Raw genomic sequence first — 12834 nt, 5'->3', positions numbered from 1 at the left:
AATAGAGTGTTATGAAAAAGTCAAAGAATATCCCTCAGGAACTTCAAAACAAATTAGGTAGGCTGTTTGAAGATGAATTAAGAGATATCTATTGGGCAGAGAAAGCGCTGGCAAAGGCGTTGCCCAAGCTGGCCAGCAATGCTTCCTCTGGCAATCTCTCGGAAGCAATCCAAAAACATTTGGAGGAGACTGAAGAACATATTGTTCGTTGCGAACAAATCTTCAAGGTGATCGGTAAGGAACCGAGAGGAAAGAAATGTGAGGCCATGGAAGGATTGATCAAAGAAGCTGAGTCCATTATAGAAGACACCGAAGAAGGCGTAATGCGGGATGCCGGTATTATTTCTGCGGCGCAAAAAGTAGAGCATTATGAAATTGCCTCGTATGGAACGCTAAGAACATTTGCGGAAACCATCGGCCTGGAAGAAGCCGCGAGTATATTGGAAACAACGCTTAACGAAGAAAAGAAAACCGATGCCTTGCTAACTGACCTTGCAGTGTCGATGATCAATGAGGAAGCTGCACAGGAGCCTGCTGAATAGCATTGTCGTCAGGTCATTCATCTATGCGAGTGTTCTGTATATATAGTTTCAAATAAATACCGGTGAGAGCCGGTATTTTCATATCAGCATCGGTTATGAAAAAACTCCTTAGAAATAACAGGCCTATCCATCGTGATGTTCCTGCTGTTTGTGTTTTCGATCGTTGGCCAGGCCATTACCGAATTGAAGCAGCACAACGAAGAGATGATCGAAAAAAACGCAGCAACTATTACCATGAATGTATACTTAACCTCGGGACACTTCCTTCAAGCAACATTCGAAAACTGGGAAAGCGAATTTCTCCAAATGGCGTTGTTCGTGATCTTAAGTATGTTTCTTTTTCAAAAGGGTTCGGCGGAGTCCAAAGACCCTGACAACGAAGAGGACGTAAACCGGGAACCTGATCCTCAAAAGAAGGATGCACCGTGGCCGGTAAAAAAAGGCGGCTGGATCCTTGGTATATATAGACATTCACTATGCTATGCCCTTACGATATTATTCATACTTTCATTTTCACTGCACTGGTACGGCAGTTTGAAAGATTATAATGAGCAACGGCAATTGAACCACAAGCCAACTGAAACGGCTGTAGAATATCTTTCAAACTCGAGGTTTTGGTTTGAATCATTTCAAAATTGGGAAAGTGAATTCCTTTCTCTCTTTGCCATTATTATACTCTCCATTTTTCTATGGGAACAAGGTTCTCCACAATCAAAACCAGTTGATGCCGCTCACTCGGAAACCGGTGGTTGATAACATACATCTATATACAAGAAATGCATGCATCATTTTGCATTCATGCTATGCCCGAGCGTGGAAGTGTCCCTGCTATAAATGATACTGTATTTATAGGCATGGTATAACGTGGTTGTCCATATATTGTAGATCCTGAGAAAAGCTGCACGGGCTTGCTCTTCATCAGCTATAGCGGGGCATACTACTTTCGTCTTCACTGCAGACCTGTAACAAGCCTGTGAAGACCACTGTTAAGATCAACATGTTCGTCTCATTTCCGTTTGAATTAGTAATTCAAACTAATAGCAGATCAAAGGCACGTCAATAGAACAAAAATTATATACTCAAACATAAATATTCGAATACGAATCAGATTATTAGAGATCAGTTGAAGAGCGTATCGGCTCGTAAGTAAGTATCTGAATAAACTAATTCTTTTTTTGCATCTTGAAGATGAATTCCTTTTTAGATCCTTATGCGACTGCTATACCTTTATATTATTTTTTTGTTTGCCAACGGCTGCACGCCATCGTTGAGGTCTCCCCAGCGTTCATTCGACAGCTTTATACTTTGGCGTACCGGACATGATGCCGAAACGATACAACAGATACCTTTAAACAGCAATGATGCTTCCGTTCGGAGTAAAAACGAATCGTTCGTGCATGTTAAATTCAATATCAAAGGATATGGAGAAGTTTCTGTTCCAATCAATACTAAAACAGTGGAAGGAAGTGAAGCACTGCAGGCAGATATTTCACAGTGTAAATCAATCTTATTAACCTACAAGGCTAACCATGAATTTATAGTTCAGCTTCGACAAACCGGTATACATGGTGGTATACATAATCAGATAACGCTACCTGGTTCCGAAATATTTACAATGGTCACCATACCCTTTACTGAATTCAAGGGCGGTGTTAAACCGCTCGACCTGAAAGATGTATCGAAATTCAATTTTGCTTTTCTTTCGAATGACCCCGAAGATGGCTTTGCTGAACTAAAGATCAGCGGCTTCTCTATTCAATAATCACCAGTACTATATTTGACCGTTCCTCGCTATATATTCATTTTAAGGTGGCACTATAGGGAAGATATCCTGCTTAGTGTAACGCCTTACCTACCCCAATCGGGTAAGAAACTAATGACAGAACGGCAGAGTATAAAATGTAAATCTTAAAAATTCAGATCATGCATTATTTTTTCAATAACGTCTTCCTGTTTTATAACTACAAAACTTACATTTGGTAGAAACTCTCTGCATTTAATCGCATTGAATCGATGGCTTTGCGCAACTTAACATTAAATTTGCAGGATGGTCAATGATGTAATTCTATATTTTTCGATACTTCTCTCTCTCCATGGAATTTCACGCAAGGCGGATTTGCATCAGTCCGCATCTCTGGCTTCTCCAGGGACAGATACGGTTCTGGTAGCGTCAGATTCTTCTACATTGAAACACTCGAATAAAATTGGTATAGATCGCGCAGACCTTATTGCCTATGCTCAAACTTTTAAAGGAACGCGATATAAGTATGCCAGCGCAGATCCAAAAAAAGGATTTGATTGCTCAGGCTTTGTGATGTACGTGTTCAATCATTTTCAAATGTCTGTCCCGCGCAGTTCTATAGACTTCACCAAAGTTGGCAATAAAGTCGAGCTGCCATCAGCAAAGCCAGGTGATGTTATTCTTTTTACAGGAGCCAATAGTAAGGTTCGCAAAGTAGGACACGTAGGCATCATCACGCAGGCTGCTGGTGATAGCATTGTCTTCATTCATGCGAGCTCTGGTAAAACCTATAGTGTAACAGAGACAAAATTAAACGCTCACTACAAAGCGCGATTTATGAAAGTTGTCAGGATTCTTGAATAGATTCTCTCCCAGAGGCGGACCTGCTATACCTCTTTACGATATATATATCCTAATAGCTGCATCCTAATACCATCTGTTGTTGTAGTGAATTCGAACGCAGTATATATCAGGTAGCTCTAACGGAAGTAGCGCCTATCAAACCATCAATTCCAGTTTATCTTCAGAAGGCAGAGTAGAATAGCACTAATATTTTTTTTGCCGACTATGCAAAGAAAGAACAGAGCTGTTGTATTTTGCGCACAATGAGTTATCGCGTTGTGAACCAGGTAAGGCTGAATCATTGACCGATATCAACTTACGCAATACAGGCACCCAACAACCCGCTCATTTACAAGTATGAAGATTAAGTCAGCAGAGTTTATCGCGCTCTCAGCATGCACCATGACGCTCACTGCATTAGGAATTGATATTATGCTTCCGGTGTTCGCAGAAGTCAGAGCACACTTCAATCTACCTCAGGATTCCACTGCAACAGCGCAAATCATCGGATTCTTCTTTATGGGGCAAATTGCTCAGATAATTTTCGGCGCACTCTCCGACCGTTTCGGGCGGCTTGCTATCCTGCGTGTAGGATTCCCGTTGTATATCATCGGTGGCATTGCGGCAGCATTCGCTCCAAGTCTGGCATTGATGTACGCGGCTCGTTTTCTTGCAGGCATGGGAGCATCCGCCGTGTTTATGACAACTATAGCAGGAGTTCGTGACCGATTCGTGGGAGATCAAATGGCGCGGATCATGTCTCTTGTGTTTACTATTTTTTTGTTCACCCCTATATTTGCTCCTTTTCTGGGGTTAGCGATCATTTCAGTATCATCGTGGAGAATGGTATTTCTAACGCCACCCCTATTTGCCGTGGTGGTGTTCCTTTGGTCACTCAGGCTTGAGGAATCCCTTCCTCGCGAAAAACGCGTAGCATTGAATTGGGCGAGTATTGGTCAGTCGATACGAAATGTTATAGGCAATCGTATTTTCCTTCGGTATACAGCCATTACAACAGCGCTTTTCACAGCACTAAGTTCGTACGTATCCAGCTCCGAGCATATCATCGGAGAGATCTATAAAAGTCCGGAATTGTTTGCGTGGATTTTTGCGGGCATTGGGCTGTTGATGTCTTTGTGTTCATTGACAAACTCACGGCTCTCTTCACGCTATGGCGCACGTCTTGCTATACAATGGCTGCTCATGGCTTATACTCTTGTAGGAGCGCTCCTATTGCTCTATACCTTGAGCTACGGAGATCCTCCAGGTATGTTGCTGTTCTTTATTGGTGTGGCCATGCTGATGGCGCTAAACATTGCCGTGGAACCAAACTCCAGCGCACTGGCACTCGAACCCATGGGTGATATGGCTGGGATGGCATCTGCGGTGTACGGAACATCGTTCTTTTTTATTGGCTCTTTTCTGGGTTCTATCATTAGCCATTTCATGGTTACCAGTGTCCTTCCTCTTGTAATAGCTTTTTTTGTAATTGGATTGATTACGCTGGCACTTGTATTAACGGACAATCGACCTGTTTCTACACAAGAGTCTTAAACGGATCATACTATATATATACCAACACCATCGTACATGATTATCGAAACGATTTAACCATGGTTCGATAAGGCCAAACGAATACAACTCGTGAATCACCTTTGGTTATGCTCTTCAAACGCCAGCAAGTGAGCTGCGTTGAAACTGTTTTGGCGACACTCCGAAATGCTTCTTGAATTCTGTACTAAATGATGAAAGATTCTGATAACGTAGATCATGGTAAATATCAGATGGGCGTTTTTCCAGTAGCAACATTTGCTTTGCTCTCTCCATACGCTTATCCGTGAAATATTTTTTTGGACTACACTTGAATGTTTTCTCAAAGTGTCGCTTGAAGGTAGATATACTCATGTTACATAGAAAGGCAAGTTCATCAATGGAAAGGCCTTTGGTCATATTCATCTCTACCACGTCTCTTAGCTTATTCTCTCCAACTGCATGGAGTGCATTTCTCACAAAGGAACAAAAAGTTGGAGAGCGGTATTTCATGCTTAGGTAAACGAACAGTTCTTCGATCTTAAGCCGCCCTAGCATAGAAAGATCTTCTTGCCTCAATGCTTGTATAGATTCCTGGAACGAAGAAATGTAATTATCTTTTTTGATACTCATTACCGCTTGTGAGGTGTCGAGGTTATCAGAAAAGCTTAAGCTATACTTTGCACAAAATTCTTTCAGCATTGTATTACTAAAGAATAGCAGCAGACTTTCAAGCTTGTTACCCTCTGCGATGCTCTCCCACATTACCACATTCCCCGCACTAATCAGCAAGATCTCGGTGTTGTTAATCTTAACAGACTGTTGTGACCCAAAAACTTCTTTTGTGCCATTGAGCAGAATACAAACAAGGTTCTGGTTTAAAACAACCTTGTTCTTCATATATAGCTTGTCCGATCGGTAGTGATGAATGTGTACGTCACAGGCTTTACCACCGTTTAAAAATTCTGGCAATTGATAGGCATTCATATTTTAACCCGGGACAATATTCCAAATGTAATCATTTTGTCATGGTCGGTTAAAGCGATATATAGCTATTTATAAATGTGATTTTAACTTCGTCAGCTCTCCCAGTAATTTGGTTTTCAAGGTGACTTCAGCCATATTCAATTGGGATGCAATCTTTACAATGGCAAAATTAAGACTATCTATTTCGGTAGGACGTTTATTCCGTATATCTTGTAAAGTCGAAATCAGTTGTCCATCGGAAGATTTACTGATCAGTAGCACTGTCTGAAGAACTTCATTCTCATCTATAGCAACACCCGTTGCCCTGGCAACATGCACACATTCGGCTATCACCTCGATCGCAAGCGAACGTGCTGCTTCATCGCGATAAAATATACCATTGTCTGTGTCGAGTAAAGGACAAATAGAATTGAAGACACAATTGGCAATTACTTTCTTCCAGATGATCGGATGAATATCCGGCACTGCCTGAAACCCAAACTCACCAGTACTTAAACATGCAACAATCTGCTGCAAATGTGATCCACTTCCTTTCACGTTCCCTATAGCAGAAAGCGCTACCGGCTTGAAACGAACCGTGCGATCCGTTATACTCTGACTTGTTGCAAAGAGTACGCAACGATATATATATTCAAATTGATCATCCAGAAAGGGCTCTTCAATGTTAAGGCCATTTTGCATAATCACGATGGGTGAAGTGCCTATCTTTTCTTTTAGGGCTGCGGCAACGCTGGCATTTCCAAATGATTTGTTTGTCAGAACAACCACACCGTCAAGGTTTTTCTGCTGACTAAAAGTTGAGGTCAATACATCAGCTTTCACCGTTGTGTTGTTATTTAACAGGATTTCCAACGAGACGGTCTCTTCCGTTCCATCATCGACACTGCCTCTTATTAAAATTACCTCTTTGCCATTCGAAGTCAAAAAAACAGCAAGTGCCTTTCCTATCGCCCCCGCTCCAACTATATAAACTCTTTCGGTCATAAATCTCAAATATCAAAGTGTAGCCCAAGTCTACATACTTTCTTTTATACATCAGAGAGCTTCCTTTGCAGAATGAGCTAAAAGCGAAAGTTTTTGAACGATTGGCGCAAATACGATGGGAATATAGGAAAGGAAGCCTCCTGAATAAGGGATTTTAAGTAGGGGTATAATTGAGCATTAGATATACTTTGCGCTTCTGAAGATATGGTTACTTTTAGTTTGTAGTTACCCGTATTAGCGCTATAAACCTACCTCCCAATCAATGTCTGAATGCTACTGCTTCAATCTCTACCAGGTAATCGGGGTTCGCCAAACCAGCAACTACAACTCCGGTAATGACAGGAGGATTGCTTAATTTTTTTAGGAATTTTTGTGCGCCTTCAAATCCCTTTCTCACATCTTGACCTTGTACTATATAGATTGTTAATTTAAACAGATCGTCCAACGTTGCATTGCAGGACTTTAAAGCAATCTCAATATTGTCCAGTATATATTCTGTCTGCAATGCTATATCACCCTTTCCAATTATTTTCAGATCTTTCGTGATTGCATTTTGTCCACCAATGTAAATTGTATCTCCACTCCCTTTTGTAATGGCAATTTGGGAGAAGGCTGGATTTTTTAATAAAGCATCCGGGTTTATAAAATCTATTTTTTTGTTCATCGGCTCTATTTTTAAGTATGCTATAATTCGCTACCAAGTCAGGGCGTTATCAATGATTCTTATTTCGCAGAGCGTATATGGCTATATGGAGTAAAAAAGAATGCCAACGCTCTCTCCATATTTTGAATTATGCTATTTTTTGCATTAGTTTAAGTAAGCCTTTCGACCCAACAGGTGCAAAAACTAATATCCATAGCGTTCATCGCCATACTCCTCCTGAATGTGATGGGGTACTATGGAGTGTTCATTGGCCTCCAGTACCGTAACGACATTGCCATGATGAAGGTGTTGGATTCAAACGTCTATGAGAAGGCACACCTGCTTACCATCCGGATTCCGGTTTCTATCCCCTATATGAATGACGATGCCGACTTCGAACGGGTTGATGGAAAATTCGAACATGAGGGGGAAGTATATAGATTAGTAAAGCAGAAATATGCGCAAGATACCCTTACTGTTGTGTGCGTAAAAGACTATGAAGACAAGAGAATTAATCAGGCGCTTAGCAATTATGTAAAATCATTTACGGATAAGGCCACCGATCAACATTCGAATTCGAAAGTCACTATCAACTTTATAAAGGACTATATTCCTCAAGCCTTTTCACTCCGTTCGGTCGCTGCCGGTTGGACAACAAGCGTTACATACAATTCCTTTCACAACATTCTGATCTCAACATTTACCGCTTCTGTGATTCATCCGCCTGAACGGGCATAGTATCATCGCTGACGTATTCTGTCAGTACTATATATAGCATTCTGCCAACACAATTTCTTCGTTGACTATTCATCAATAGAATTCTGTATTGAATACAGTATGCTACATATACCAACGGCATTTCGCGCCAATGGACCTTTTATTTTTCTGAATCATTTCATCGCATCATTTTATCAGCGGTTCAACGGGTTCTAGTATAGTTACCGGCTGCACTGTTTTCATTGCAAAACCATCCCTTATGCCACATATATCATTAGAAGATCACCTTCCTGGAATTACAGGATTGCTGGAGTACCGCAAAGACAGTGCACAGCCTATACGCGAGTTGACGCAGCTTTTGCTACGGGGCCCCTCTACCCTGACGGAAGGCGAGCGCGAACTTATTGCCACCATAGTATCACACGGCAATGAATGTAAATTTTGTACAACAGCACACACTGCTGCTGCCGATAAACTTTTAGGAGAATACGAGACCACGCAGGCTATCAAAAAAGATATTGAATCGGCTCCTGTAAATGAAAAAATGAAAGCGCTTTTGGTGATCGCCAAACAAGTCCAGCAATCCGGTAAAAATGTTACCGCAGCAGCTGTTGGGCGCGCGAAAGACGCAGGAGCAACAGATATAGAGATTCACGACACCGTTCTTATTGCAGCTCTTTTTTGCCTCTATAATCGATATGTCGATGGCCTCTCAACAAGGCTGCCTGACACCAGTGATTACTTTAATACGCTTGCTGAAAGGCTTGTTACCAATGGATATACTCGTCTTCCGCAAGGATATGATCATCTGAAAAAAAACTAACTCTAAAAACAACCTACAACCTCTCATGAAAACATTTCTACTAGTCTTTTATTTATTCATTCCAGCCCTTGCGTTTTGTCAAACTACAAAAATTACTGGTATAGTAACCGATGAAAAAGACAGCCCGGTTGCCGGGGCAAATATTTTGATCAAAGGCAAAGTCACAGGCTCGGTTACTGATTCAAAAGGGAACTTTGAAATCAACACAACCACGCATTTACCGATTACTATAATTGTATCAATAGTAGGATTCCAAAAGCAAGAGCTTGAGGTAAACACCTCATCGTCGCTGACTATAAAACTCGTTGAGTCAAGTGAGGTAATGAACGAAGTTGTTGTATCAGCTTCACGCGTTGAAGAAAGTATTTTGCTATCTCCTGTCAGCATCGAGAAAATGAATGTGCGTGATATCCAACAAACGCCTTCTATTTCCTTTTACGATGCACTTGAAAATCTCAAGGGTGTTGAGATGGTAACGAGTGGCCTTACGTTCAAACAAATTAATACAAGAGGCTTTAATCATACGGGCAACTCAAGGTTTCTTCAACTTGTTGATGGCGTAGACAATCAAACTCCGGGGCTGGGATTTTCAGTGGGTAATCTTTTCGGTTCTTCCGATCTGGATATGGAAAGCGCCGAACTGATACCCGGTGCTGCATCTGCACTATACGGTCCGGTTGCATTTAACGGTGTACTGATGATGCGGACGAAAGACCCATTTCAATATCAGGGACTGAGTGCTCAGGCAAAGCTGGGCGTGAATCACATCCATGAAAAATATACCAACGCACATATACTCAACGATTACTCCATCCGGTATGCAAAAGCATTTAATAATAAGTTCGCATTCAAAATAAATGCTTCCTATTTCTCAGGGTTGGATTTCTTTGCAACAAACTACACCGATGTAGATCCTGGAACACCTGTTGAACTGCGCGGCGAGAACAATCCTGCAAGAAATGCCCTCAATATATATGGTGATGACGAAGCACGCGAGCTTGAAGGTATCGGAAGGGTATCCCGGACCGGGTATGAAGAAAGAGACCTTACAGATTATGATGTATATAGCCTTAAACTGAATGGTGCTTTGCACTACCGCCTTGCCGAAAACATGGTTTTAAGTTACCAATATAACTTCGGGCAAGGCACTGCTAATTATACAGGAAGTAACAGGTTCTCGATCAATAACTTTACTCTACAGCAGCATAAAGTTGAGTTAAAGGGCAACAACTATTTCATCCGTGCATATTCCACAGCCGAAGATTCTCATGATTCTTACAATGCAAAAGGTCTTGGTCAACTTATCAACAAGACATGGGTACGTGATTTAAGTGGAAATATAGTATCGGAAAACCAGGCCGATGACATGTGGTATACGCGATACGAAGAAGCCTATAACGGAAATATTCAAGGAGTAAATTCAAGCAATCATTCTGCGGCGAGAGCATTTGCTGACCAAGGTAGATTTTTACCAGGTAGTGCTGAATTCAATTCTCAAAAAGAGCGACTCATCACTACACAGGGATTAAGTGGAGCAGGCATTCTCAGTCAGAGTAAACTATACCATGTAGAAGGCCAGTATGATTTTTCAAATAAGCTTAAGGTAGTGGATGTTCTTGTCGGAGGAAACTTCCGTAGGTATGACATGTTTACCAATGGAACGCTTTTCGATGACAAAGGAAAAAGTATACTTATTGATGAAGGAGGAGCCTTTATACAACTTAGCAAGAAATTATTGAATGAGAAATTGAAACTAACAGGATCTGTTCGTTACGACAAAAATCAAAATTTCGAAGGCCGGTTTACACCGCGCGCTTCAGCTGTATATAGTATAGCTGACAATCATCATTTCAGAACATCATACCAAACCGGCTTCCGTAACCCCACACCCGGAGATCAATACATCAAACTTAATGCAGGCCCCATTACTATTTTAGGAGGCGTGCCGGATAACAGCAAAGGCATGACTGTATACCAGAATTCGTTTACCTCTGCTTCTCTGGGGCCGTTCTTTGGAGCGTTTCAGCAGGCCATGCAACAGGGAGCCACTCCGGAGCAGGCCATCATGCAATCTAAAGACTTCCTGGTAAAATCAAATGTAGCCTATATAAAGCCTGAGCGTGTAAAGGTTTTTGAGGTTGGGTATAAAGGATTAATTCAGGATAACCTGGTGATTGATGTAAATTATTATTTCTCAAGCTATACCGATTTTTTATTGAATCAGGTAGTGATGGAACCACAAAGCGCTGTACTTGGCAACGATGGCAAGATTAACCCTCAGGCAGCATCTGATCTGTTAAATGGCGACAGTCATTTATACCAGCTATATACCAATGCAAGCGACCGTGTTACGGCACAAGGTGCAACATTAGGAATAACCTATGCGCTGCCCAGGAATTATTCAATTGGAATGAATGGAACGCTTGCCACTTTTGACTTGCGCGATGCAAATCCCAACAACGTACCGGCCTTCAATACTCCCAAGTATAAAACATCAGTTATGTTTGGCAACAGTAAGGTAGCGGACAATTTTGGATTTAATATAGCCTGGCGATGGCAGGACACATACGACTGGTATGGAACCTTCAACCAGATGCGCCCCGGAAAAATCGAAGCATTTTCAATTGTTGATGCACAGGTCAACTATAAAGTGCTTTCGCTTAAATCTATGATAAAACTTGGTGCCAGCAACCTGTTCAACAAACAGATTTACCAGGCATACGGATCGCCAGCGATTGGAGCTATATACTATGTAAGTATAACATTTGATGAACTGTTAAGATGATGATACCAGAATCACTCGTAACGGAAAAGAAAGATATCGAAAAAATCGGTATCCTTCTTTGGATCTCTTTTGGATTGTGCTTCCTGTGTAATATCTCTGCCGGGTTACTTTCAACGCTGATGTCGGTGTACTTACCTGTTGTTGTTAAGGACCTCTCGCAGGAAGTAAAAGCCGATGAGTTAAACTATATAAGTGCTTATATTAATTCACTATATATAGCGGGCTGGGCGATCGGTGGTTTCGCCTGGGGCTTCATAAGCGATACTATAGGGAGAGTACGGGCCCTGGCCTTGTCAACAGGTATATTTGGACTTTTCACGGTATTGATAAGCTTTGCACCATCGTGGGAGTGGGTGGTTGTGTTTCGATTACTCTCAGGGCTTGCCGTAGGCGGAATTCTGGTTATCACGCCTACCCTGCTATCTGAAATTTGGCCGGTAAAATCCAGAGCCGTAATCATCGGTATTGACTCGATCGGATTCCCCATTGGAATTTTCTCTTCCGGCCTTGTCAACGTACTGGTCAGTGACTGGCACAGTGCCTTCTTGATTGGAATAGTTCCTGTTGGGATCGCTATACTTTCATTGAGGGCGCTACAGGAGTCACACGATTGGCAAAAAACAAAATCTAAAGTATATACCAGCAACGCAGGCGAAAATATAGCATACAAGAGAAACCTGATCAAGGGTGCTATCATTTTTGGATCTATGCTTATTGGCTTGTGGGGAATGTTTTCATGGATACCTACCTGGGTACAAAGTCTATTAACTGCTTCCGATGGTCAGGCTGAGCGCGGAATTGCCATGATGCTATTGGGTGCGGGTGGTCTTACAGGGGGATTCATATCCGGATGGGTGTCCAATTCGCTCGGTGTAAGAAAATCCATGATGCTTTGTTTCGCAGGATGTATACTAATGTCATTTCTACTCTTTGGACTGAACACAACTTTTTCAAAAGTAATATATATAGAACTAGCCGTGCTTTCGCTTTTCTTTGGTATCAGTCAGGGGCTCTTGTCCATTTATATACCTCAGCTTTTCCCGGTACACATCCGCGGAACGTATACTGGTATTTGCTTTAATATTGGAAGAATCGTTACCGCCTTTGCCATATTCTTTGTAGCTGTTATGGTAACGGGCCTGGGAGGTTATGGCAATGCACTGCTCACCTTTGCGGGAATTTTTGTAGCCGGATTTATTACCATTTCACTTATGAAAAACGAAACTAAAAACAACTGAT

General features: G+C 41.7%; 12 protein-coding genes. 9 read left to right on the top strand and 3 right to left on the bottom strand.

Annotated features, from left to right (window positions below):
• Window positions 1–11: 11 nt before the first annotated feature.
• From B5Y40_RS11745 to B5Y40_RS11725, 5 genes are all read left to right on the top strand, one after another.
• Entirely contained in the window at window positions 12–542 is a 531-nt protein-coding gene (locus tag B5Y40_RS11745; protein ID WP_079686841.1) for a YciE/YciF ferroxidase family protein, read from the top strand.
• Between the two features lie 135 nt (window positions 543–677).
• A complete protein-coding gene (locus tag B5Y40_RS11740; RefSeq protein WP_079686840.1) occupies window positions 678–1295 on the top strand; it encodes a DUF6766 family protein in 618 nt (205 codons plus the stop codon).
• A gap of 457 nt (window positions 1296–1752) precedes the next feature.
• Window positions 1753–2304 carry a hypothetical protein gene (locus B5Y40_RS11735; RefSeq protein ID WP_079686839.1) on the top strand — a complete coding sequence of 184 codons (552 nt, stop codon included), beginning with the start codon at window positions 1753–1755 and terminating at the stop codon, window positions 2302–2304.
• Between the two features lie 285 nt (window positions 2305–2589).
• Entirely contained in the window at window positions 2590–3147 is a 558-nt protein-coding gene (locus B5Y40_RS11730; protein WP_079686838.1) for a C40 family peptidase, read from the top strand.
• A 336-nt stretch (window positions 3148–3483) separates the two neighbouring features.
• Complete coding sequence (locus B5Y40_RS11725; protein WP_079686837.1) at window positions 3484–4680, top strand: MFS transporter; 1197 nt, start codon at window positions 3484–3486, stop codon at window positions 4678–4680.
• A 114-nt stretch (window positions 4681–4794) separates the two neighbouring features.
• Here B5Y40_RS11725 and B5Y40_RS11720 read toward each other — a convergent pair whose 3' ends face one another.
• The 3 genes from B5Y40_RS11720 to B5Y40_RS11710 form a co-directional block, all read right to left on the bottom strand.
• Entirely contained in the window at window positions 4795–5643 is an 849-nt protein-coding gene (locus B5Y40_RS11720; protein WP_079686836.1) for a helix-turn-helix domain-containing protein, read from the bottom strand.
• 69 nt (window positions 5644–5712) lie between these two features.
• Complete coding sequence (locus B5Y40_RS11715) at window positions 5713–6627, bottom strand: ketopantoate reductase family protein (RefSeq protein WP_079686835.1); 915 nt, start codon at window positions 6625–6627, stop codon at window positions 5713–5715.
• Between the two features lie 259 nt (window positions 6628–6886).
• Complete coding sequence (locus tag B5Y40_RS11710) at window positions 6887–7291, bottom strand: RidA family protein (RefSeq protein WP_079686834.1); 405 nt, start codon at window positions 7289–7291, stop codon at window positions 6887–6889.
• Window positions 7292–7465: 174 nt separating this feature from the next.
• Here B5Y40_RS11710 and B5Y40_RS11705 point away from each other — a divergent pair, with 174 nt between their 5' ends.
• The 4 genes from B5Y40_RS11705 (at window position 7466) to B5Y40_RS11690 (ending at window position 12833) form a co-directional block, all read left to right on the top strand.
• The gene (locus B5Y40_RS11705) at window positions 7466–8008 is read left to right on the top strand and encodes a hypothetical protein (RefSeq protein WP_079686833.1); all 543 of its coding nucleotides are present in this window, start codon (window positions 7466–7468) and stop codon (window positions 8006–8008) included.
• Between the two features lie 238 nt (window positions 8009–8246).
• Window positions 8247–8810 carry a carboxymuconolactone decarboxylase family protein gene (locus tag B5Y40_RS11700; RefSeq protein ID WP_079686832.1) on the top strand — a complete coding sequence of 188 codons (564 nt, stop codon included), beginning with the start codon at window positions 8247–8249 and terminating at the stop codon, window positions 8808–8810.
• A gap of 25 nt (window positions 8811–8835) precedes the next feature.
• Window positions 8836–11595, top strand: coding sequence for a TonB-dependent receptor (locus B5Y40_RS11695; RefSeq protein WP_079686831.1), 2760 nt, complete (start codon window positions 8836–8838; stop codon window positions 11593–11595).
• Window positions 11592–12833 carry an MFS transporter gene (locus B5Y40_RS11690; RefSeq protein WP_079686830.1) on the top strand — a complete coding sequence of 414 codons (1242 nt, stop codon included), beginning with the start codon at window positions 11592–11594 and terminating at the stop codon, window positions 12831–12833. The genes B5Y40_RS11695 and B5Y40_RS11690 overlap by 4 nt, the downstream gene beginning before the upstream one ends.
• Window position 12834: the final 1 nt, after the last annotated feature.

This window comes from Ohtaekwangia koreensis (assembly GCF_900167975.1).
Classification (GTDB): Bacteria; Bacteroidota; Bacteroidia; order Cytophagales; family Cyclobacteriaceae; genus Ohtaekwangia; species Ohtaekwangia koreensis.
The sequence above is the reverse complement of the archived record's forward strand: the minus strand, read 5'-3'. Positions and strand labels throughout refer to the sequence as shown.